The organism is Peptoniphilus sp. GNH (assembly GCA_021307325.1).
In the GTDB taxonomy this organism is placed as follows: Bacteria; Bacillota; Clostridia; order Tissierellales; family Peptoniphilaceae; genus KA00134.
In genome coordinates, this window is record CP089931.1 from 1,139,485 (window position 1) to 1,162,309 (window position 22,825).

Consider the following 22,825-nt stretch of genomic DNA (forward strand, 5'->3'; position numbering starts at 1 on the left):
CCAATGTCTATAATTTATTGCAATAAAAAAACCTCAGCAAATGCTGAGGCTCTTTTTAAATTTTAATATCCGCTTGTTTGTCCAAAGAAGAAGAATCCAAGTGGTGTGTAGTACATACCTTCGATGTTAGATTTCATCATGTATTTGTTTACATAATAGTATAGAGGTGCCGCACATACATCCTTGCCAAATGCAAGTTCTTCTGCCTTGTGCATCAATTCAAATCTTTCTTTTGCATCTGTGCTTGCTTTCGCTTGCTTGATCAATTTGTCAAATTCAGGATTTGAATATTTAGGATTGTTGTTTCCTCCGCCAGTCATGAACATATCTAAGAATGACATAGGATCATTATAGTCTGCAATCCATCCATCTCTTGCTATTGAATAGTTTCCATTCTTTCTTTCAGTTAAGAATACATTCCATTCTTGGTTTTGAAGAGTTACTTGTACGCCAAGAACTTCTTGCCACATATTTTGTAGAGCTTCTGCTATTGCCTTGTGAGAATCCAAAGTGTTGTATAGATATTCCACAACAGGGAATCCTTCACCATTTTCGTAGCCAGCTTCTTTTAAAAGTTCCTTAGCCTTTTTGCAGTTTGCTTCATAATCTTCAGGCTTAATTGAGTAGTAGTCTCCACCGTTTGTTCTGAAGTCATTTCCTTCTTCTGCATCATTTACTCCCTTTGGAACAAATCCTGGAGCTGGAACTTCTCCTGATGCTGTAACTTTTTCTACGATAAAGTTTCTGTCAATTGCAAGAGAAAATGCTTCTCTAACTCTTGGATCGTCAAAAGGTGCTTTTTGATTGTTAAATGATACATAGTAAGTTCCTACATAAGGTTTAACTTGAAGTTCGCCTGATGCAAGTAAGTTTGTAGTTTCTTCTGATGGAACACTTTCTATAAAGTCAAGTTCTCCAGATCTATAAGATGCATATATTGAGTTTATATCATCTTTTAGGTGGAAGTTAATTTTTTCAGCTTTTATATTAGCAGCATCATAGTAGTCAGGATTTTTTTCAAGTAGGATGTTTTGATTGTGATTCCATTCCACCATCTTAAATGGTCCATTGCCTATGAAAGTTTCAGGATTTTGTGCCCACTTTTCATCCTTAACTATATCTTCTCTTACTGGGAAAGTTGCTGGGAATGCCATTATTTCTTCGAAATATGGACACTTAACTGCCAATTCAACTTCTAAAGTTTTGTCATCAAGAGCCTTTACTGCAAGATTATTTTCTTCATATCCTTTTACCATATCTAGCATATATCTGTAGTCGGCAGCAGTCTTAGGATCTACTAATCTCTTCCAAGCATATTCGAAGTCTTGAGCCTTTACAGGTTGGCCATCGCTCCATTTTATTCCGTCTCTAAGTGTGATAGTCCATTTTAAACCGTCTTCAGAAACATCCCATTTTTCAGCTTGACCAGGTGCCAACTTAGCATTGCCATTTCCGTCATTTACCCATTTTACAAGTCCTTCAAATGCATGTTGAAGTATGATTGCTCCATCAACTGCTGAATTGATTGCAGGGTCTACTGAGCTTGGTTCAGATGCTATACAAACGTCTAGTACGCCGTCTTTCTTTGCAGGATCATCTATAGCTTGCGCTTTTGCTTCTCCTTCTTTCTTTTCTCCATTTGCTGGTGCCTTATTTCCGCCGCAACCAACTAGCAAAGTTGCCATTGCAAGTAAGAGTGCCAAAAGGCTAATTGTTTTCTTCTTCAAAAGAATCTCCCTCCTAAAAAATAATTTTTATATACACCCCTTAGGGATATATGTCTTAGTATTCAATATTGTGGCAAGCTACAAAGTGTTCATCTTCTACTTCCACAAATTTAGGTACTTCTGTCTTACATCTTTCTGTAGCCTTGGGGCATCTCGTATGAAAACGACAGCCAGAAGGCGGATTTATTGCTGATGGGATTTCTCCTTCGAGCTTTATTCTGTTTGAGTTCCTGCTAATTTCAGGATCTGGAACGGGTATAGCTGAAAGTAGAGTCTTGGTGTAAGGATGAAGTGGTCTTTTGTAAAGCTTGTCAGCATCTACAAGTTCAACCAACTTTCCTAAATACATTACACCAATCCTATCGGATATATGTCGAACAACTGACAGGTCATGGGCAATAAAGAGGTAGGTAAGTCCCAACTGATCCTGCATGTCCTCCAGCATATTTACTATTTGAGCTTGGATTGAAACGTCCAAGGCTGATATAGGCTCATCGCAAACTATAAATTCAGGTTCTACGGCTAGGGCTCTTGCGATACCTATTCTTTGTTGCTGTCCTCCTGAAAATTCATGAGGATACCTATTGGCATGTTCTTGATTTAGACCGACAGTAGAAAGAAGTTCACTTATCCTCTTTTTTCTCTCAGCCTTTCCTTGGTATAGTTTATGAATATCAAGAGCCTCTCCTACAATTTCGCCGACCGTCATTCTGGGATCTAGCGAAGCAGATGGGTCTTGAAATATAATCTGCATCTTTCGCCTGTATGGCACCATATTTTTCGCTACATTGGCTGATGAATCATATATGGCTTCACCTTCGTAGACTATTTTGCCAGATGTCGGTTCATGAAGTCTTAAAATAGTCCTTCCTAAGCTCGTCTTGCCACATCCTGATTCTCCTACTAACCCAAGAGTCTCTCCCTTTTTTATATATAGGCTGACATCGTCAACTGCGTGGACTTCTTTAGTCTTTCCAAAAGAGCCTTTTACCTTGAATCTCTTTATTAGGTTAGTGATTTCCAAGAGTTTGTCCGCCGTTTTTAATTTTTCTCTTCTGATTTCGTACCTGTCAGGATTATTTAAACTTGATTTATTTTCTTTTACTATTTTTTCCATCAAGCTTCACCTTCTTTCATCGCAAGAAGCCAACATTTTGCCCTGTGTCCATCTCCCAATTCAACCATTGGAGGATCTTTTCTAAGGCAAATTTTCATGCAATGTTCGCATCTGGTACCGAAACCGCATCCTTCTGGTGGATTTAACATATCTACTGGGCTACCTTCTATGCTCTCAAGTCTTTCATAGCCTTCAGAATCTATTCTAGGCATGGATTTTAAAAGACCATGAGTATAGGGGTGAGATGGTCTATAAAAGACATCATCAACGCTGCCCTGTTCAACTATTTTTCCTGCATACATTACAGAAACTTTATCGCATATAGATGCCACAACTCCCAAATTGTGAGTTATAAATATGATAGACATCTCATTTTTCTCTTGAATCCTCTTCATTAGCTCTAGAATTTGTGCTTGAATGGTAACATCTAGCGCAGTTGTAGGTTCATCTGCTATCAAGAGTTTAGGTTCATTTATAAGCCCCATTCCTATCATTACTCTTTGACGCATACCACCTGAAAGCTCATGAGGATATTGTTTCATCCTTTTTTCTGGATTGGATATACCAACAAGATCTAGCATCTTAACCGCCTTTTTATAGGCCTCTTCTTTTGATACAGACTTGTGGCAAAGCAAAGCCTCCATAAGCTGATTGCCAATCGTATAAACGGGGTTTAAACAAGTCATAGGATTTTGGAAAATTATTGAGCACTTGTTTCCCCTAAAGTCTTCCATCTGTTTCTTGTCGTATTCAAGAATATTTTCGCCTTCAAACTCTATGGATCCGCCAACAACCTTACCAGGGTCAGCTAAAAGTCCCATTATAGAGTAAGCTTCAACACTTTTCCCAGAGCCAGATTCTCCAACTATTCCCATGATTTCATTGTGGCCCATTTCATAAGAGATTCCTCCAACCGCTTGGACTTCGCCAGCTGGTGTGAAGAAGGAAACCTTTAAATCTTTTACCTTTAATAATTTTTTTGTTTCCATTTTACACCTCACTTTTTAAGTCTTGGATCAAAGGCGTCTCTGAGTCCATCTGAGAACAAGTTTAAACTTAGAATCATAAGACTCAATATTGCCGATGGGATTATTAGCCTGTATGCGTATGAATATATTCCTCCAAGGGCATCTGATGCCATAGCTCCAAGAGAAGTCATAGGAGCTGAAACACCTATTCCTAAGAAGGATAAGAAGCTTTCCAAAAATATTGCTGATGGAATTTGCATAGCTGTCATTACGATTATTTGACCTATTGCATTGGGAAATAAGTGAGAAAAAATTACCCTTTTCTTATTTCCACCAAGAGCTATTACGGCTGTGATAAATTCTTGTTGCTTCAAGCTCAAAACTTGACCTCTTATTATCCTTGCCATCGAAACCCAGTACAAGAGTCCAAAGGCTATAAATATAGAAATCAATCCGGGTCCTATTGTCGCTATTCTAAGAGCAAACTTGGAGCCAGAGCTGTTTACCCATTGTTCCATGGGCATCTTTATTGTTATCGAAAGCAATATTATTACAAGTATGTCTGGGATTGAGTAGATTAGATCCAAAAATCTCATCATTATGCTGTCCACTTTTCCACCGATATAACCTGATATCGCTCCGTAAAGAGTACCTATAATCAAAACAATTATAGAAGCGAAGATTCCAACTATAAGAGAAACTCTTGTTCCATACATAGTCCTTACCATGAGATCTCTTCCCAATTTATCAGTGCCAAAGGGGAAGCTTGCATTTGGATGGAGATTTTCCATTCCTCTGTATTGAGTTGTGTAATCACCATTTCTAAACAGAGGTCCGGCAAATGCAAATAATATCACGACAATTATAAATACCAAAGACACCATGGCAACTCTGTTTGCCTTGAGTCTACGCCAGGCATCTTTCCAGTAGGAGACAGATGGAGCCTTCATTATAAAGGTTTCTTTTTCACTTTCACTGGCTAGTTCAAAGTCGTCAGGAAGAATTTCCAAATCCGGAAACAAGTCCTTATCTATTTGCAAGGAGAGTTTACTTCTTTTAAACTGCGATTTGTTGTCATGCATTATTCTCCCCCCTTAAGCACGTCTATTCTAGGATCGACTACCTTATATAGGATATCGACTACTAAATTCATGATAATTACAAGTGATGCAAAAAATATGGTCGTCGCCATTATAATCGGATAATCTCTATTTAATATTGATTGAATAAAATATCTTCCAAGACCCGGAAGTGAAAACACACTTTCTACTACAAAAGAGCCAGAAAGTATACCCGCTGTCAAGGGTCCCAGATATGTCAAAACTGGTATAAAGGCATTTCTCAAAGCGTGTTTAAATATTCTCTTTCCCGAGGATACGCCCTTGGCCTTTGCAGTTCTCATATAGTCTTGATTTATTGCATCGAGCATGGATGATCTACTTAATCTTCCTATATAACAAGCCGGATAAAATGAAAGGGCTATGACTGGCATTATATATCCAGTCCAAGATTGAAGTCCCATTGTCGGTAAAATTTTTAATTTTACTCCCAAGCCTAGCAAGAGCAAGGTCGCCACAACAAATGAAGGAACTGATATACCCAAAGTTGTCACAACTCTTAGGGCTGAATCTGTAAACTTACCTCTATTGTATGCAGCTATGCAGCCTATCGGAACACCAAATAAGACCGAGCTTACAAGTGCCATAAGACCAATCTTAGCCGAAGTAGGGAACATCTCTTTTATAATATCTAGAACAGGTCTGTTCTTCTGCATTTTTAAAGAAACTCCGAAATCCCCTTTTAAGATGTTTCTTATATACATCTTCACTTGAACCCAAAGCGGTTTATCAAGACCATATTTCTCATTTAGAGCCTTGATAGCCTCAGGACTTGGTGCCTTTTCGTTTAAAAATGGACTTCCCGGAATTAGGTGCATCAAGACATATGTTATACATATGACTATAAAGAGTACAAAGATTGCTTGAAGCACCCTCTTGAGAATGTATTTTCCCATTTCATTTCCACTTCCTTTCATTCTCGCTAAAATATTACATATCGTACTTTATCCAGCTAAATTTTTATTATGAGGTATTATATTCTTTAACACGAAACTTTGCAAGCCTTGATTTTTCAAAAATAAAATTATTTGCTATCACTTTATGTTGCTAAATTGCTCTATCACTTGTTTTAAGACGTTTCAATTTATGTTTAAGTATTTTAAAAAAATTTTGCTTTTTTCCATCAAGTGATAAACCAATTCATTTGTTTTACTTCTCATTAAACTTTTTTGTTAATATTTAATTTATTTTTTTCAAAAAAATAATGTAGTTTTTTATATTTTTTTAATAATTTGAATGCGTTTTCCTATTTTTCAATCAACTTTATATATTCTTACATATTTATACAAAAATTTATAATATACACTTTTTTATGGTTCATATCATTTTTTTATGTTTTTATTTTTATTTTATTAAAATTTTTATTATTTATTTTATATTCGCCTTACCCGCCTTTATTATTAAATTTTTTTCGATTTTAACTTAAATAAAATTTCGTATCGCTGGATCAAAACACCTTCTAAATGATAATTTCAAATCTAAATCGCTGTAGTTTATCTTGAATTTTTTAGCACATTTTTTTAAAGAGCCTTGGTATGCTTTTTTGTCTTTTATTAAATAGGATTATAGAGTAAAATTAATCTAGTATAATTTGGAGGTTTTTATGAAATTAAGTTACTTGCTCGGCCTTTTAGGTGGGCTGGCTCTGTTTCTATATGGGATGGATCTGACTAGCCAAGGGCTGGAGATGGCAACCGGTAACAAATTGCAGGGCCTTATTGAAAAATTTACTTCAAGTAGATTTAAGGGTCTTTTAATTGGTACCTTGGTTACTGCAGTCATCCAATCATCTTCTGCGACAACTGTAATGCTAGTCGGTTTTGTAAATGCAGGCATAATGACCATTGAACAAACCATAGGTATCATTATGGGGGCCAATATAGGTACTACAATTACTGGTCAGATTGTGGCTCTTGATATTGTAGCAGCCGCTCCTCTTTTTTGTTTTGTCGGTTTTATACTTGCAAAGTTTGTTAAGAAGAATAAGGGGCTTAAATATTCAGGGCAAATTTTTTTGGGCATAGGTCTTCTCTTTATGGGTATGAAAATTATGTCAAGCTCTATGTCGCCTCTTGCTGAAGACCCCAAGTTTATCGACTTGATGGCAACATTTAAAAATCCCATCTTGGGAATTTTTGCAGGAACTATTTTCACCTCCGTTTTGCAATCTTCGGCAGCTTCTCTTGGTATCTTGCAGGCAACTGCTAATATGGGCTTGATAAGTCTTAGGGCAAGTATGTTTATAATATGTGGCTTTAATATAGGCACTTGTATAACTTCTGTTCTCTCATCAATAGGTGCTAGCAAAAATGCTCAAAGAACTGCAGCTTGCCACGTGCTTTTTAATATAATGGGAACTGTTTTATTTGTAGTCTTAGCATTTTTTGTTCCGGTAGAAAAATATATAGCCTTTATGTCAAGAAGTGTTCCAGCTGCTCAAATCGCCAATATGCACACATTTTTCAACATTTTCGCAACAGTTATGCTCTTTCCTTTCGGTAATAAAATAGCTCAAATTTCTAAGCTAGTAATAAGTGGTGAAGATGCTGAAAAAGATGAAAAATCACTTATATATATAAATCCCAACATCAAAGAGCCAACAACACTTTTTGCAGGAATAAGGGCAGAAAGCGAAAGGATGCTTACTCTAGTTAGAAATAACTTTCTGATGAGTGTGAGTTTATTTCACAACTTTGATCAAGAAAAATTTGACCTGTGCTTTCACAACGAGGTCATAATAAATTATTTGAACTCACAAATTTCAAAACATATTATAGAAAATGTCAACCTGCCTATGGACACTTCTCTCTCTTCTCTATTTACAGCTTATCTTAGAATAGTAAGAGACCTTGAAAGGATAGGAGACCATACTAAAAGCATAGCAGAAAATTCTCAATATTCTTATAATTCTGATCTTCCTTATACTGATGAGGCCATAAGAGAATTTGACTCTCTGGAATCTATAATAGAAGATATGTTCAAATCAATTGAAACCGATATAGCAAAACCTCACAGAGTTAATGATTTAAGACTTGCCTATGCCAGAGTCGAAAACAATGCTGAAATTTATAGAAAGCTTCATGTGGATAGGATGAAAAAGGGCATATGCAATCCAGAAAGTGGTATTATGTTTGAAAAATGCCTGGTCGCATTCGAAAGAATCGCCGCCTATACCTACAATGTCGGAAAACTCTCTATCTAGAATGTACAACCACCGCAAAGTCGGTGGTTTTTTGATTTTTAAAGTCTTAAAATTTATCTTGTAAATTTCACTTTCGCTCTTTATAAAAATCTCTGCCAAGTCCTTATTCATAGTTTTTTATTGTGAAGTAGGCTATAATCAAATAGATGAGGTGATGTTTATGGAAGAAAAACGAAAACTCAAATTTATTTTGTCTGCTTTTGTTCTTCTGCTGCTAACAGGCGTGCTAGGCTATATGATTTTATTGAAGCTAAGCTTTGTCGATGCCTTATATATGACTGTCATAACAATATCTACTGTTGGTTTTGGCGAAGTCGGCAAGCCCAATATGGGGTCGGAAATTTTTTCAATAATTATGATATTTGCAGGTGTCGGTATAGTCGGATATGCCTTTACAACATTTGTAGCTATGTTAGTAGAAGGCAAACTCATGGATTTATGGAAGGGAAATAAAATGGAGAAAAAAATTTCTGCCTTGAATAATCATTACATAATATGTGGCTCTGGAGAGCTGGCAGAGGTCATAATAGAAAAATTTATGGCTGAAAAGTTAGATTTCGTCGTTATAACTGATAAGCGTGAAGACCTTGATAATTATAGTCACCATGACATCTTGGTAGTAGAAGGCCATTCTACTGAAGAAAGTGTGCTAACTCACGCCGGCATCCAAAAAGCCAAGGGGCTCATATCCACTCTGGATACAGAGGTGGACAACATAGTTACTGTGCTTACTGCTAGAAATCTCAACAAAGAAATATATATTATATCCAACTCCACTAGCAAGTCTGGCAGCGAAAAATTATTAAAGGTCGGAGCAAACAAGACCCTATCAGCAACGGAGATTAGTGGTAAGAGAATGGCATCTCTTATGATAAAACCAAATATAATTTCTTTTTTAGATGTGGTCACAAGAATAGGAGATCTTGAGCTAGATTTGGAGGAGGTCATAGTAAAAAAAGACTCTTATTTGGAAAACAAAAATTTAATTCAGGCGCAAATACCTAAAAAAACTGGTCTAATTGTGCTTGCAATAAAAAAGATTGAAGATGAAAGTTTACTCTTTAATCCTCCCATCGACTATACTTTTAAAATAGGTGATGTGCTAATAGTCCTCGGAAGAGAAGAACAAGTTGACAAGCTGAAAAATTTAGGTGATGAACTGAGATAAGGCTATTTTAAATAGCCTTATTTTATTGTTATTTTTAGGCTTACATCCCCCTTTCTATAGATATGTAGTTATAAATATTTTTATTAATTTTTAAATATTAATAATTGTTATTTATTATCCAATAAAAAAATGGGTAGAATAAAAAATATAAGATATTTACCAACATATATATAAGAAGGTTCTTGTATATATTTTATTTTGGGAGTATATTATATGGTTGGAAAGAAGGGATGCAATGAAAGATACTATTAATAGCATCTTAGATATTGAGGAGCGAACCAAGGCTGTCATGGAAGAAACAGATCAAAAAATCACCTCCATGAAGGAAGACTTGCAAAAAAAGCTCTCTCAAATGGAAAGTGAAGTCACAAAAGAAGCGAAAGATGCCGCTTCCGCAAAATTTTCTGAGATTATGGCATCTGCAGATGAAGAGGTCAAAAAGAGGCAGGAGGAGATTCAAAATGAACTTTCTCAAATCGATGAAAATTTTAGACTTCAAAAAAAGGAACTTGTTGAAGAAGCCTTTAAAAAATTTATATTGAAGGGATAGAAATGGGAGAATTTAATGCAGTATCAGCTAAAATGAGCAAGATGACCTCTGAATTTTTAACTGATGAAGACTACATCAATATGTCCAGATTTCAAACCGTTTCCGAAATAATCGCCTATATGAAAGAAAGCACAAAGTTGTCTTCCTACTTCGATGGATACGAAGATTCATATGAAGCAGAAAGAAAGCTAGACCTTTATAGGCTACATCTTTTAGAAAAGTTAAGGCACTACTACAAGGGCAAACACCTTGCATTTGTAAATGCAGCTATTTCTGAATTTGAAATAGACGATATCAAAAGAGTCCTCAGATACTTAAAGACAAAGGATGGCAAAAGAACTTTAAGGGATCGGCTTATTGTTTTAAATTTTGAAAACTTAATAGATGAAGCCGATACCATTAAAACTTTTGTAGAGAAATTAAAGGGAACGAAGTACTACAAAGTCCTACGCCAATACGTAGACGATGCAGAGGATGTAGTACTTTTTTATATGGAGATGAATCTGGACAAGCTCTACTACCAACAACTAATTGAAATTGCAAACACCTTTTCTAAATACGAAAAAGAAAATGTGGGCAAGGTTTTGGGAGTAAAGATTGATCTTTTGAATGTGACTTGGATATATCGTGGTATCAAGTATTATGGTCTTATGCCGGAAGAGCTGTTGAATTTTGCAATTATTGGAGGAAAATCTTTCAACTTCGATAAGCTAAAAGAAATGGTTTATATGGATATAGAAAAAGAGTTCGTCCCCTATATTTTAAACTCACCTTATGCCTTTTTGTTTCAAGGTGAGTCTCAAGATATCTACATGGATAGGAGAAGCTCGAGGTTTATCTACTATACCTGTCGAGAAGTTTTCAAAAAATACTTTTTCGATTTTTCAAAATTCGTCGCCTTTATCTATATCTTGGATTTTGAAGTCAAGGATGTAAGGGCGATTATGGAGGCAACGAGATTTAACCTATCTACTGGCGAAACTCTCAACTACTTGGTAAGAAGCTATAAAGGAAGTGAATATACTTGGCTGTAGAAAAAATGAGAATAATGAATGTTGTCGCTCCCCTAGATAAAATGGAGAGTGTGGTTGTCGATATTTTAAAGACGGGCGCTGTTAGCATAATAAACTCGCAAAATCAGATAGACAACAACGCCTTCACTTTCAATCTAGAAAACGAAAACAACTTGGAAAGGGCTATCGAACTTAATCATATAGCTCCTTTTGAAAGAAACTCCATGCTAAAGGCCACCATTGAAAAGGCAAAAGAAATGGAAGAGTTTTTTGGCATAAAAGATTTAAAGGTTGACTATGATCTGATTGATATGGGAGCAGATTATGAGGTCTTCTATGACGAAATAAAACATAAATCCAAAAGACTCAAAGAAATAAGAGATGATTTAAAGGTTATAAATGGCATAGAAGAAAACTATGACTATTTTAAAAATGTAAACATCGATTTGTCGAAGCTTTCAGATTTAAAGTATTTCAAGGTAAGATTTGGTATATTGGACAAAGAGGCCAGATTTAGGCTGAAAAAAAATTATGGAAATATCCTAGCCATGATATTTCATACAGCGACAATAGATCAAAGAGAAGTCTACCTTGCAATCTTTCCTAAGGAAGTAGAAAAGGAAATTGACAGAATATTAAAAAGCCTAAATTGGGAAGATGTAGAAATCCTTGGAAGATATAAAGGAACTGCCAAAGAAATCCTTGAAAACTTTGAAGCGGAAAAGAAGAATCTAAAAAAAGAAGAAAATGACATTTTAGAATACAGGGACAAGTTCTTAAATAGCAATAGAAAAGAAGTAGAGGGTGCCATAACATCTATGTTAATCTCAGAAAATATAGAAGAGGTTAAGAGGTTTATGGCAAAGTCAAATAAATACTTCTATCTATCAGGTTGGATAAGTCTTAGAGATAAAGAGCCTGTTGAAAAGATCTTGTCCAAGTACGATGGACTTATCACAAGTTTTAAAGATCCTGTTGAGCAGGGCATCAAGCCACCGACAAAGCTTAGAAACTCAAATTTTTTTAAGCCCTTTGAACTTTTAGTAAACATGTATGGGGTGCCAAATTATACAGAAAAAGACCCGACCCCATTATTTGCAATTACCTATATGCTGCTTTATGGCGCCATGTTTGGTGATTTTGGACAAGGGGCAGTATTTTTCTTAGCGGGTATATTTTTATCTAAGAAAAACAAAGGCTTTGGAGGGCTCCTGGAACGACTTGGCTTTAGCTCTGCTATATTCGGTCTTCTATATGGATCAGTTTTTGGCATTGAAGATTTAATAAAGCCATTTTTGATAAGACCCTTTGAAAACATAAATACTACCCTTGGTGCTGCAATAGCTGCTGGTATTGTGTTTTTAATAATCTCTTACGGGCTAGGATTTATAAATAAAATCACAAATAAAGAATATGAAGAAGCCTTCTTGGGCAAGGAAGGTCTGGCGGGCTTTTTGGTGTTTTTGAGCTTTGTGAATTTGGCAGCATCAAAAGTTTTAAATGTAAACATAATTCCGACAAAATTATGTATCGGCATAATAGTGCTTTCACTTCTAGCCATGATACTTTCAAAAGTCATCATGTCTTTTGTAACTAAGAAAAAGATTAAGACAGAAAGCGGCTACTATATAGGAGCTGTGTTCGGACTACTTGAAACCATATTAAGTGTCGTTTCAAATATAATCTCCTTTATCAGGGTCGGTGCATTTGCAATAAACCACGTTGGTCTATTCATAGCATTTAAAACAATCGGTCAGATGATAGGCACACCAAGTGCAAAACTCATCTCACTTATAGTAGGAAATATAGTAATAATAGGTCTGGAAGGACTTATAGTATTTATTCAAAGTCTAAGACTTGAATACTATGAAATGTTTAGTAAATATTACACAGGAGACGGATACGAATTCGTCCCAACAACAATACGTTTGGAGGATAAATAATGGAAAAATTAATAATTATAGCACTTATATTTGTGCTTTCGACAATCACAACAGGAGTTTATTACATGTACAAGGGAACCACTACAAATCAAAAAAAGCTTCGTATGTTTTTAAGATTTAATATGGTATTTTTCTTGCCTCTTTTGTTCATGACCGTCTTTACTCTTGTGCCAGGCTTTGTAAGCGCTCAAACTGAAGGAGGATCCTCTCAAGGTCTAGGCTTTATAGCAGCAGGACTTTCAACAGGTCTTGCAGCTCTAGGTGCTGGTCTTGCAGTTGCAAATGTAGGTTCATCTGCAATAGGTGCTGTTTCAGAAGATCCTAAGATACTTGGTAAAACCATGATTTTCCTCGGTCTATCAGAAGGTATAGCCATCTATGGACTTATCATTTCAATTATGATTCTGGGTAGACTATAATGAAATCTCTTGTGATTTCTAGAAATAGAGATGTGACAACAGGGCTTAGGCTATCTGGAATAGACGGATTGTTTTGTAAAAATACAGCTGAGCTTAAATCTTTATTTAAAAAAAATAAAGACAGAGAAGACCTCGGTATAATAATCTTAACTGAGAGAGACTCTAATGAAATAAAAGAAGATGTCATAGAAAAAAAATTAAGCGGCACTCTTCCCCTAGTTGTTACTATCCCTGGTCCTAAGGGAATCGAAGACAAGGACTTCATATTGAGGTATGTCAAAGAATCCGTAGGCATCAAACTCTAAAGGGGGAAATATGATTTTACTTGAAAATAAAATTGCGATTTTTAATAAAATCGTATACTTGGAAAGAGAAAAAGACTGTGAAGCTAGGATAAAGGCTAGCAAAGAAGAAATAGAATCTACCCTGCAAAAGAAGAAAAAAGAACTCGAAGATATGAAAACAGACCTCATCAAAAGACGTATCCACCTTGCCAAGGAGAAAAAATATGAAATGATTGGCAAGACCAACGAAATGAAAAGGATCAAGAAGCTTGAAAAAGCTGATGAGTTGGTGGGACTTTTAATAGATGGTGTCTGTGAAAAAATAAAGTCTTATGTTAAGGAAGATTCTTACAATAAAGAACAAATAAAGAGATTTAAAGCTCTTCTGGATACTTTGAATGAAGGTAGCTACATCATCCATATTCTTGATTCTGATAAGGAACTTAGACAAGCTATGGAAGATTTGGCAAAAGAAAAGGGCATCAAACTTGAATTTCTTTCCCTCAATCCCAAAAAATTGGGCGGATTTATAATTCTAGACGAAGCCATGACTTATAGCATAGATAAATCTCTTTATAAAATACTTGAAGACAATAAGTACGAAATTGGCAAAATGCTTCACTTCGCACTGAAGGTTAGGTGATATTTTGAAAGAAGGATTAATTAAATCAATAAATGGTCCAGTAGTTGTTGGCAAAAATATGGCGGATTTTAAAATGAGAGAAATGGTTGTAGTCGGCGACAAAAAACTTATAGGCGAAGTCATAACCATTGAAAAAGATTTGGGAACCGTCCAAGTCTATGAAGAAACATCGGGCTTGAAAAGGGACGAAAAAATAATACCAACAGGATCGCCACTTTCAGTTAAATTGGGTCCCGGACTAATATCAAATATGTTTGATGGTATAGAAAGACCTCTGCAAAAAATAAAAGACGATTATGGCAACTTTATGCCTGAAGGCATCGGCCTTATATCCCTTGACGAAGAAAAGCTGTGGAATGTCAAATTCGAAGTCAAATTAGGAGATTTTGTAAAGGGTGGCATGATTTTTGGCAGCGTAAAAGAAACAGAAATCATCACTCATAGACTACTAATTCCCTTGGATGTGAATGGTAAAATAAAATCCATACTTCCAGACGGTAGCTATAATATAGAAACAGACCTTTTAGAGGTAGAAGACGAGGATGGTATAATCCACAAAGTCAAGATGTACCAAGAATGGCCAGTCAGAATTCCAAGACCAGTTAAAAATAGGTTGCCAATTGATAGACTTCTTGTAACTGGTCAAAGAGTATTCGATGTATTCTTCCCTATTGCTAAGGGTGGTACGACAGCAGTACCTGGAGGGTTTGGTACGGGAAAGACCATGACTCAACACCAAATCGCAAAATATTGTGATGCGGATATAATCGTCTACATCGGATGTGGAGAACGTGGTAACGAAATGACAGAAGTCCTAGAAGACTTCCCAAAACTAATCGACCCCCACACAGGAAAGCCTCTGATGGATAGGACAATCCTAATAGCCAATACTTCTAACATGCCAGTTGCGGCTAGAGAAGCTTCTATCTATACAGGTGTCACCATAGCTGAATATTTTAGAGACCAAGGCTATCATGTGGCTCTGATGGGAGACTCCACATCAAGATGGGCAGAAGCTCTTCGTGAAATTTCAGGAAGACTTGAAGAAATGCCTGCAGAAGAAGGCTATCCAGCATATCTTCCATCTAGAATTGCAGAGTTTTATGAAAGAGCTGGCTACGCAGAAACTTTTTCTGGTAATGAAGGCTCAGTAACCTTGATAGGAGCAGTAAGCCCTGCAGGCGGAGACTTCTCCGAACCAGTAACAGAAAATACTAAAAGATTCGTAAATGTATTCTTGGCCTTGGATAAAGAGTTGGCTTACGCAAGACACTATCCAGCCATAAATTGGATGAACTCTTATTCAGGCTATGTGAAGATGCTAAAAAATTACTATGACATGCATCTAGACGGGGACCTTCCAGAGCTTAGGGCCAAATTTTTAGACCTGCTTCACAAAGAAGCCAAGCTAAACGAAATTGTAATGCTAGTTGGAGAAGACGTGCTGCCAGATGATCAAAGATTGGTGCTAGAAATTTGTAGAGTAATCAAGGTTGGATTCTTACAACAAAATGCTTTTAATCCAACTGATACCTATGTCCCCCTTGAAAAGCAATTCGAAATGCTAAAGACCATAGATTTGCTCTATGAATTGGGATGTCAAGCAGTCGAAAAACAAATACCCATATCTCAAATAAAAAACGACGCCCTCTATGGCAAAGTAATCAATATGAAATATGACATCCCCAACGATGACCTATCTAAAATAGTAGAGATAAATAACGAAATCAAAGAGTTTTACAGAAAACTCATGGATGAAAATGTAGGTGAATAGATGAAAAAGAATTATTTATTACTAGATAAAATAGAAGGTTCCTTGATTGACCTTTCAAACCTTCATCATGTCTCCTACGATGAAGTAGTAGAAATAAAAACCAGAGATGGAAAAAAATCTATGGTTGGAACAGTTGTAAAAGTAGATGAAGACAAGGCCACTATTCAAGTCTTTGGCGATTTGCTGGGTAGCTCTACCAAAAATATGGAAGTCACATTTGAGGCAAGACCTTTTGAGATACCCTTAACAGACGAAGTCTTGGGAAGAGTCTTTGACGGACTTGGAAGACCTATCGACAAGGGCGGACAAATCTATGCAGATAAATTTTACAATGTAAATGGCAGACCCATAAACCCAGTAGCAAGACTCTATCCGAGAAACTTTATCCAAACAGGTATATCGGCAATAGATGCTCTGATGACCTTGATTCGTGGACAAAAATTGCCCATTTTCTCAGGATCAGGCCTACCTCACAATGAACTAGCTGCCCAAATAGTAAGACAGGCAAAAATATCCAACGCTCAAAAAGAAGACAACTTCGCAATAGTATTTGCTGCAATAGGAGTAAAACATGACGAAGCCGACTACTTTAGAGAAGAGTTCAACAGTGCAGGAGTATCAGAAAATGTAGTCATGTATATAAACTATGCCGATGACCCAATAATGGAAAGACTAATCGTTCCAAAGTGCGCCCTGACCTGCGCCGAATACTTGGCTTATGAATGCCATAAGCATGTTCTAGTTATCATGACAGATATCACTTCCTACGGCGAAGCCCTAAGAGAAGTATCCTCATCAAGAGAAGAAGTCCCCTCCAGAAAAGGCTATCCTGGTCATCTCTACTCAGACCTTGCCATGTTATATGAAAGAGCCGGAATGATAAAAGGCATAGACGGATCAGTTACATTGATTCCCATCCTTACCATGCCAAATGATGACATCACTCATCCCATCCCCGACCTAACTGGATATATAACAGAAGGCCAAATCGTACTCTCAAGAGACCTTCACGGCTCTGGAATATATCCTCCAATAAATGTACTGCCATCCTTGTCAAGACTTATGAAAGACGGCATAGGAGAAGGATATACAAGACAAGACCATGCAGACTTGTCCTCGCAGCTTTTCGCATCCTATTCAAAAGTCCAAGAAGTAAGAGCCCTGTCTCAAATAATAGGTAGAGAGGACCTTTCCGACTCGGATAAAAAAATCTTGGATTTTGGAGACGAATTCGAAAAAAGATTCTTGCGCCAAAGATTTGATGAAAATAGAGATATAGAAGAAACCTTGAATCTAGGATGGGAACTTTTAAAGATACTGCCCGAAGAAAGCCTAGATAGAATAGATCCTGAACTCAAGAAAAAATATCTAAAAAAAGATGGCTCAAACGATAAATTGCAAGAAGAAATAAAAGATAGCATATAGAGATAGAGAAAGTAGGGAAAAAATGGCAACAAAAGTAATACCTACAAAAGCAAATCTTTTACAAACAAAATCGTCCTTGGACTTTGCAAAAAAAGGCTACGACCTACTAGATAAAAAAAGGACCGTCCTCATAAAAGAAATGATGGACCTTAATAAAAAAGCTGCTGAAATCCAAAATAAAATAGTAGTAGAATTCGAAAAGACCTATCGGGCCCTTGAAGATGCAACCATCACAATGGGAACAGAGTCAATCTTCGAAATATCAAAGGCAGTCCCCCTAGAAGAAGACTATGAAGTTAAATTTAGATCTGTCATGGGTGTAGAGCTTCCCAAGGTGAAATACAAGGAAAAAGAAAATCGAGCAGAGTACTCCTTTCACAGAACTACATCAGCCTTCGATAAGGCGAGCATAGATTTACATGAAGTAAAGTATATGATCTATGAGTTGGCAGAAGTTGAAAATTCAGTATTCAAATTGGCAAAAGAAATTAAAAAAACACAAAAAAGAGCCAATGCCTTGGACAAAATACAAATCCCCAAGTACACAAAAATAGTAAAAGAAATCGAAAACATCTTGCAGGAAAAAGAAAGAGAAGACTTCTTTAGGCTAAAAAAAGTAAAAGATAAAAAAAATAGAAAATGAGAATTCATAGACCACCTCAAGGGGTGGTCTCTCTTTTTATTTTATAGCTTTCAAATTAAATAAGCCTAAAATGCAATTTATGCCCGGCCTTTTAAGAACCTCATTTATAACAATAGTTCCAACTTTTACAAAAAAAGACTTTCGAAATCAAAAATTTCAAAAGTCCTTTTATTTAATAACTACTCTTACAAAATTTTCAAAACAAAGTCAACAAATACCCGTCTATCACTGCAACTAAAAAATACATAACAAGAGCTCTAAAAAAAGATTCGATGTGCTTCCTAGGATTTTGATAGAATTTTTTTTGCGGTATTTTTGAAAATCTGATTCTTTTTGTCTTGCGCCACCAAAATAAATCAATCACCAATAAATCAAAGACATTTAGTACCTGACCAAGTATCAAAATAGATACAAAGTTGTGGCAAAAATATTTTTCTCTTATGAAAATTCCACAAATAAAAAATAATACTAAAAATAAAACTAAGTTCATAACAAATGTTGCCCATTTGCTTTTTTCTTTAATCTTTATAGCGTACTCAGGTATCTCACGTATTCTCTTTTGAACTTCATCGGGATAAGACTCATAATTTTTTAAATTTTTGTCATCTGTCCCCGTTCCCGCAAGACACAAGATGAAAAATAAAAAACATAAAATAACTATTTCAACTAAAAGCATATGCACCTCGAAAAATGAGAGGCCTTTTAATATAGCTAAGATCTTGTATGTATTAAAAGCCATTTCAAACAAAACCATTTACTTGATACTTCTTATTGTTATTATATATCAATTTAAAATATATGTTTCAAAATTTTATTAAATTCAAATAGTATTTTTGATATGTGGATTTAAAAAACTAGTATTTATCCGCCTAATTATCCTTTGTTTACTCAAACTTTTCTAAGAAATTCTCATAAATAGGAGCTTTTAATAAATCATATACATAAGACACCTAGCCTAATTTATATTTTTAAAAATTTTAAGCTCATAGAGCTTGTCCTCATTCACCAGCTTGTTTTTGATAATTGCTTGGATTTAGAGAGTCTAGCCATCTATATATTTTCTTTGTGAGTTTCCAGAGTAAAAATCCCAAAATAGCTAAGACAAGTCCTAGACTTAAAGCTATGATCAAATCGGGAAAGGTTCCAAAACTAAAAGATGAAGTCCTAATCCAAGTCGCATCTATTCCAAGTACTATTAAAATAACTTTTAAAATAATTGCCACTACAACAAGAGGCCCGCTTATCATGAAAGCCCATGCAGTTATTGCAGTAACAGGAAATACAATTGTCCAAATACATGCCGCTAAAATATACCATATTAATTTTTTCATGAAATCTCCTCTATATTTATATAATAAATTCCAATCGATTATTTCATTTGGCTTACAGCTTGTAAGCTAAATCTCCATCATATTTTCAAAGTCTAATCGATATAATCATACCAAAAATATAGCCTCTTTTCTATCTCTCGGTTTTCTTGTGGCTATACTATTTATTTTTGTAATGCTCATCTTTTGCTGTCTTTTAAGATTTTCATAGCATACACATCTTTATAATATCCATCTATGGATTTCTGATATAACTATTTAGATCAATATAAAATTTAAAATCACTTGGCTTTTGTTCCTTATTATAACATAGTGTTTGTCGTTTCTTCTTGCTTCAGTTTTCAATATTGACGATAATAAAAGGTTTCTCTATATATTTTTCTTGCATTTTCCTGTATTATTGTGCCATCTCTTTATGAAACACTGCTTATTAGTGTGGTAAATCCATCTTGGCAACCTGTGTTATTCTTAAAATATTAGTTATTCTTACTAACTTTTAATTTTCCTTATAAAAGATGAAAGATATTTCTAGTCCTGGATACTTATTTTTTATGCTAAAGACACCACCATGTAGTTCGGCTATTTGCTTAGAAATAAAAATGCCCAAGCCATGGCTTGTAATATTGGTCAGATCTTCTTCATCGACTTTTTTTATAATATTTTCAGATAGGCCTTTGCCCTCGTCTAATATTGTAATAATTAAGCTTTCATTAGAGTCTGAAATTTTAAGTCTGATCTTGGATTTGGTGTAGATGAGAGCATTTTTTAAAATGTTTTCGAGCATTCTGTAAAATAAGTTTGGCTCCATTTTAATCTTTACATCTTGATTGTCTATGATATTTTCAAAAATAATTTCTCTATCTGGATTTTCATTTAGTTTATCTACTATAAGTTTTCTTGCTACTTTTATGGGACTTTCTTCTTTAAAATCTTCCTTGTCTAGATTGGAGAGGGACAGGGTGAGATTTAGTCCCTCGAGGATATCTGAAATTTTCAAGACTTGGTCTTTTATATCTTTCCTATTGGGAGCTTCTTTATTTAGTTCCCAGGAAATTTTTGCAAGAGGAGTCCTCACATCATGGCTTAGACCTCTAATCCACTTACCTTGAGATGCCTTTAAGTTGTTGTACTTTTCATTTGCCTTATTTATGCTACATGCCAAATCTTTTAATTCTCCATATTCGTCTAACTTTTCATAATCATTTTCATATAGAGTATCTATCGCTTTTTGAAAGGGCAATAGATTTTTTACTATGGCTTTTATGTCAATACTATAAATTATATAAACAAAGAGCAAAAATAAAATAAAAAATAACAAAACTAGGCCCAGATTAAAAAGGAACTTGTTGTAATTATAATAATTTGATGGGAACTTATCCAAGGAGTTTTGGGGATAGGCAAATATGAGTAGACCATCTCCTACAATGTATGTAAATACTGGATAGTCAGCTAAATAAAATCTACTAAATCTTGCGACATCTGTAAGATCAAATTTGTCTTTTACTTCCTTGGGCTTATTAAAACTTTCTATGACTTTCCCGTCTTTATCAAGCCTTATCGCCCAAATATCTTTTTCTTTTAAAAACTCTCTATTATTTTCATTTAAGTATTCATCAGTTTTATTACTTTCTACATAGGAATAAACAGAATTAGGATTTGGATATTTATTATTTAACCTATAGTTTAGGTAGAGAAAGATCATAAGAAAAAATATCAGGAAAAACATCAAGGCGAGTATTCTAATGACAATTTTTTTAAACCTTTTTAAAATATAATTAAACATTCTTAATCCTCTTTGACAAGCTTGTATCCAAGCCCCTTTATAGTTATCAAGATTTTAGGATCTCTTGGATTATCCTCTAGCTTTTCTCTTAATCTATAAATATGAGTTATCAGTGTGTTCTCATAACCATAAGAATCTTTCCAAATATTTTCTAAAATCCTATCTATTGAAACTATCTTATTCATATTTTCAGATAAGTAGTCTAAGATTTTAAATTGGGTGGCTGTCAAGGCTATCTCTTTGCCATTTTTTTCGAGAATACCCTTTGATTTATAGAAAATCACCTTGCCAAAATTTATCTTTTCTTCACTTTTAATCTTCTTACTTCTTCTTAAAACTGCATCAATTCTCCAGAGAAGCTCATCCGGGAAAAAAGGCTTTACTAAATAGTCATCCGCCTTGTTCTCAAACCCTTCTCTTCTATCGTCTATCCCATCGAGGGCAGATAGAATTATGACTGCCACATTAGAATTCTGTCTAACTTCCTTCAACAAGTCAAAACCACTTCCATCAGGAAGCATCACGTCCAAAACTATTAAATCAATTTTAAAATTTTTTAATTTGAATCTAGACTCTTTTAAATTTTTTGCAGTATAGACATCCTTAAACCCATTGTTCTTTAAAAAGTTGTACAAATTTTCTAACAAGCTTTTTTCATCATCAACTATTAATATAGAAAATTTTTCCCTAAAATCCATTTGTGCCACCTCATTAACCCTATTATACACAAGTTTTTTAATTTATTTGTCTTTGTGATGTAAAAGTGAGCTTGTTTAAACTTTATTTTTATCTCTACCTGCTATCTTATTTTTAGGAGGAATGATTATGAAAAAAATATTGGAAATAAAAAATCTAAAAAAATCATATAACAATAAAAAGGTCTTGGATATCGACTCTTTGGATATCGAAGAGAGCTCTATTTATGGCTTAATAGGCAAAAATGGTGCTGGCAAGTCCACTCTTATGAAACTCATACTCGGTCTTGTAAAAAAAGATGATGGCCTTATCAAAGTCTTTGGACAGGAAATAAATTCAAAAAATCAAAAAGAATTCAATAGAAATCTCGGCGCTTTGATTGAAAACCCTTCATTTTATGATCATCTAACTGGATATGAAAATTTGGAAATAATATGTAAGTTAAAGGGCATAAAAAAAGAAGAAATTTTAAAAACTTTAAATCTTGTAGGTCTAAATAATGTAGGGAAAAAGAAATCTAGGGAATATTCACTAGGTATGAAGCAAAGACTTGGCATAGCTATGGCATTGATAGGAAGTCCCAAGCTTTTAATATTAGATGAGCCTATAAATGGACTCGATCCCCAAGGAATCGAAGAAATGAGAAATCTATTTAGAAATATTGTAAGAAACTCTTCCACAAGCATCTTAATCTCTTCTCACATCCTTGACGAAATAGAAAAGATATCTACTCATATAGGAATTCTTAAAGATGGCAATTTAACCTACAATGGCAGCTTAGAAGATTATAGAAGGCTTCATCCACCATTTATATCACTACGCACATCAGACAACAAAAAAGCCTTAGAACTTTTAGACCTTGATGAGGATAGGATGAACGGAAAAAAGATAATCTTAGGCAAAAAATCTAACCAAGAGATTGCAGATATCGTAAACTTTTTAAATGGCAAAGTAGATATATATAGGGTAGAGGAAGAAAAAGAAAGTCTAGAAAAGCTCTTTATCGAAGAAAGCAGGTCTTGAT

The 22,825-nt window shown here is 35.0% G+C and carries 21 protein-coding genes; 12 read left to right on the forward strand and 9 right to left on the reverse strand.

The window, feature by feature from the left end; all coding sequences use genetic code 11:
• Nucleotides 1-62 precede the first annotated feature (62 nt).
• From LV469_05595 to LV469_05615, 5 genes are all read right to left on the reverse strand, one after another.
• Nucleotides 63-1,685: a peptide ABC transporter substrate-binding protein gene (locus LV469_05595; protein UHR03589.1), complete on the reverse strand. Its 1,623-nt coding sequence runs from the start codon at nt 1,683-1,685 to the stop codon at nt 63-65.
• A gap of 97 nt (nt 1,686-1,782) precedes the next feature.
• Complete coding sequence (locus tag LV469_05600) at nt 1,783-2,844, reverse strand: ABC transporter ATP-binding protein (GenBank protein ID UHR02122.1); 1,062 nt, start codon at nt 2,842-2,844, stop codon at nt 1,783-1,785.
• The gene (locus LV469_05605) at nt 2,844-3,833 is read right to left on the reverse strand and encodes an ABC transporter ATP-binding protein (protein ID UHR02123.1); all 990 of its coding nucleotides are present in this window, start codon (nt 3,831-3,833) and stop codon (nt 2,844-2,846) included. Before LV469_05605 ends, LV469_05600 begins: the two co-directional genes overlap by 1 nt.
• A gap of 8 nt (nt 3,834-3,841) precedes the next feature.
• Complete coding sequence (locus tag LV469_05610) at nt 3,842-4,894, reverse strand: ABC transporter permease (protein ID UHR02124.1); 1,053 nt, start codon at nt 4,892-4,894, stop codon at nt 3,842-3,844.
• On the reverse strand, nt 4,894-5,826 hold the full coding sequence (locus tag LV469_05615) for an ABC transporter permease (GenBank protein UHR02125.1): 933 nt from the start codon (nt 5,824-5,826) through the stop codon (nt 4,894-4,896). The genes LV469_05610 and LV469_05615 overlap by 1 nt, the downstream gene beginning before the upstream one ends.
• Before the next feature lie 707 nt (nt 5,827-6,533).
• Here LV469_05615 and LV469_05620 point away from each other — a divergent pair.
• From LV469_05620 to LV469_05670, 11 genes are all read left to right on the forward strand, one after another.
• On the forward strand, nt 6,534-8,132 hold the full coding sequence (locus LV469_05620; protein ID UHR02126.1) for a Na/Pi cotransporter family protein: 1,599 nt from the start codon (nt 6,534-6,536) through the stop codon (nt 8,130-8,132).
• Nucleotides 8,133-8,292: 160 nt separating this feature from the next.
• The gene (locus tag LV469_05625; protein UHR02127.1) at nt 8,293-9,300 is read left to right on the forward strand and encodes a potassium channel protein; all 1,008 of its coding nucleotides are present in this window, start codon (nt 8,293-8,295) and stop codon (nt 9,298-9,300) included.
• A 235-nt stretch (nt 9,301-9,535) separates the two neighbouring features.
• Complete coding sequence (locus tag LV469_05630) at nt 9,536-9,850, forward strand: hypothetical protein (GenBank protein ID UHR02128.1); 315 nt, start codon at nt 9,536-9,538, stop codon at nt 9,848-9,850.
• A 2-nt stretch (nt 9,851-9,852) separates the two neighbouring features.
• Nucleotides 9,853-10,884 carry a V-type ATPase subunit gene (locus tag LV469_05635; GenBank protein ID UHR02129.1) on the forward strand — a complete coding sequence of 344 codons (1,032 nt, stop codon included), beginning with the start codon at nt 9,853-9,855 and terminating at the stop codon, nt 10,882-10,884.
• Nucleotides 10,875-12,806 carry an ATPase gene (locus LV469_05640; protein UHR02130.1) on the forward strand — a complete coding sequence of 644 codons (1,932 nt, stop codon included), beginning with the start codon at nt 10,875-10,877 and terminating at the stop codon, nt 12,804-12,806. The genes LV469_05635 and LV469_05640 overlap by 10 nt, the downstream gene beginning before the upstream one ends.
• The gene (locus tag LV469_05645) at nt 12,806-13,225 is read left to right on the forward strand and encodes an ATP synthase subunit C (GenBank protein UHR02131.1); all 420 of its coding nucleotides are present in this window, start codon (nt 12,806-12,808) and stop codon (nt 13,223-13,225) included. The genes LV469_05640 and LV469_05645 overlap by 1 nt, the downstream gene beginning before the upstream one ends.
• Nucleotides 13,225-13,530, forward strand: a complete 306-nt coding sequence (locus LV469_05650) for a V-type ATP synthase subunit F (GenBank protein ID UHR02132.1) — start codon at nt 13,225-13,227, stop codon at nt 13,528-13,530. Before LV469_05645 ends, LV469_05650 begins: the two co-directional genes overlap by 1 nt.
• 10 nt (nt 13,531-13,540) lie before the next feature.
• Nucleotides 13,541-14,152: a hypothetical protein gene (locus LV469_05655; protein UHR02133.1), complete on the forward strand. Its 612-nt coding sequence runs from the start codon at nt 13,541-13,543 to the stop codon at nt 14,150-14,152.
• 4 nt (nt 14,153-14,156) lie between these two features.
• Entirely contained in the window at nt 14,157-15,926 is a 1,770-nt protein-coding gene (locus tag LV469_05660; GenBank protein ID UHR02134.1) for a V-type ATP synthase subunit A, read from the forward strand.
• Complete coding sequence (locus LV469_05665; protein ID UHR02135.1) at nt 15,927-17,351, forward strand: V-type ATP synthase subunit B; 1,425 nt, start codon at nt 15,927-15,929, stop codon at nt 17,349-17,351.
• Between the two features lie 22 nt (nt 17,352-17,373).
• Complete coding sequence (locus LV469_05670) at nt 17,374-17,994, forward strand: V-type ATP synthase subunit D (GenBank protein UHR02136.1); 621 nt, start codon at nt 17,374-17,376, stop codon at nt 17,992-17,994.
• 196 nt (nt 17,995-18,190) lie between these two features.
• Here LV469_05670 and LV469_05675 read toward each other — a convergent pair whose 3' ends face one another.
• The 4 genes from LV469_05675 to LV469_05690 form a co-directional block, all read right to left on the reverse strand.
• Entirely contained in the window at nt 18,191-18,670 is a 480-nt protein-coding gene (locus LV469_05675) for an ABC transporter permease (GenBank protein UHR02137.1), read from the reverse strand.
• Nucleotides 18,671-18,992: 322 nt separating this feature from the next.
• Nucleotides 18,993-19,325, reverse strand: coding sequence for a hypothetical protein (locus LV469_05680; GenBank protein UHR02138.1), 333 nt, complete (start codon nt 19,323-19,325; stop codon nt 18,993-18,995).
• 493 nt (nt 19,326-19,818) lie between these two features.
• Nucleotides 19,819-21,105, reverse strand: a complete 1,287-nt coding sequence (locus LV469_05685; GenBank protein ID UHR02139.1) for a HAMP domain-containing histidine kinase — start codon at nt 21,103-21,105, stop codon at nt 19,819-19,821.
• A 2-nt stretch (nt 21,106-21,107) separates the two neighbouring features.
• A complete protein-coding gene (locus LV469_05690) occupies nt 21,108-21,803 on the reverse strand; it encodes a response regulator transcription factor (protein ID UHR02140.1) in 696 nt (231 codons plus the stop codon).
• A 127-nt stretch (nt 21,804-21,930) separates the two neighbouring features.
• Between LV469_05690 and LV469_05695 the strand changes: the two genes are divergently transcribed.
• Complete coding sequence (locus LV469_05695) at nt 21,931-22,824, forward strand: ATP-binding cassette domain-containing protein (GenBank protein ID UHR02141.1); 894 nt, start codon at nt 21,931-21,933, stop codon at nt 22,822-22,824.
• The last annotated feature ends 1 nt before the right edge of the window (nt 22,825 follow it).

What these genes read in the sequence shown, in the direction of transcription:
- LV469_05615 (UHR02125.1), bottom strand. Translation starts at nt 5,826, where the DNA reads ATGGGAAAATACATTCTCAAGAGGGTGCTTCAAGCAATCTTTGTACTC.
- LV469_05690 (UHR02140.1), bottom strand. Translation starts at nt 21,803, where the DNA reads ATGGATTTTAGGGAAAAATTTTCTATATTAATAGTTGATGATGAAAAA.
- LV469_05675 (UHR02137.1), bottom strand. Translation starts at nt 18,670, where the DNA reads ATGCTTTTAGTTGAAATAGTTATTTTATGTTTTTTATTTTTCATCTTG.
- LV469_05620 (UHR02126.1), top strand. Translation starts at nt 6,534, where the DNA reads ATGAAATTAAGTTACTTGCTCGGCCTTTTAGGTGGGCTGGCTCTGTTT.
- LV469_05610 (UHR02124.1), bottom strand. Translation starts at nt 4,894, where the DNA reads ATGCATGACAACAAATCGCAGTTTAAAAGAAGTAAACTCTCCTTGCAA.
- LV469_05665 (UHR02135.1), top strand. Translation starts at nt 15,927, where the DNA reads ATGAAAAAGAATTATTTATTACTAGATAAAATAGAAGGTTCCTTGATT.
- LV469_05600 (UHR02122.1), bottom strand. Translation starts at nt 2,844, where the DNA reads ATGGAAAAAATAGTAAAAGAAAATAAATCAAGTTTAAATAATCCTGAC.
- LV469_05625 (UHR02127.1), top strand. Translation starts at nt 8,293, where the DNA reads ATGGAAGAAAAACGAAAACTCAAATTTATTTTGTCTGCTTTTGTTCTT.
- LV469_05680 (UHR02138.1), bottom strand. Translation starts at nt 19,325, where the DNA reads ATGAAAAAATTAATATGGTATATTTTAGCGGCATGTATTTGGACAATT.
- LV469_05655 (UHR02133.1), top strand. Translation starts at nt 13,541, where the DNA reads ATGATTTTACTTGAAAATAAAATTGCGATTTTTAATAAAATCGTATAC.
- LV469_05670 (UHR02136.1), top strand. Translation starts at nt 17,374, where the DNA reads ATGGCAACAAAAGTAATACCTACAAAAGCAAATCTTTTACAAACAAAA.
- LV469_05630 (UHR02128.1), top strand. Translation starts at nt 9,536, where the DNA reads ATGAAAGATACTATTAATAGCATCTTAGATATTGAGGAGCGAACCAAG.
- LV469_05645 (UHR02131.1), top strand. Translation starts at nt 12,806, where the DNA reads ATGGAAAAATTAATAATTATAGCACTTATATTTGTGCTTTCGACAATC.
- LV469_05635 (UHR02129.1), top strand. Translation starts at nt 9,853, where the DNA reads ATGGGAGAATTTAATGCAGTATCAGCTAAAATGAGCAAGATGACCTCT.
- LV469_05695 (UHR02141.1), top strand. Translation starts at nt 21,931, where the DNA reads ATGAAAAAAATATTGGAAATAAAAAATCTAAAAAAATCATATAACAAT.
- LV469_05605 (UHR02123.1), bottom strand. Translation starts at nt 3,833, where the DNA reads ATGGAAACAAAAAAATTATTAAAGGTAAAAGATTTAAAGGTTTCCTTC.
- LV469_05650 (UHR02132.1), top strand. Translation starts at nt 13,225, where the DNA reads ATGAAATCTCTTGTGATTTCTAGAAATAGAGATGTGACAACAGGGCTT.
- LV469_05685 (UHR02139.1), bottom strand. Translation starts at nt 21,105, where the DNA reads ATGTTTAATTATATTTTAAAAAGGTTTAAAAAAATTGTCATTAGAATA.
- LV469_05595 (UHR03589.1), bottom strand. Translation starts at nt 1,685, where the DNA reads ATGGCAACTTTGCTAGTTGGTTGCGGCGGAAATAAGGCACCAGCAAAT.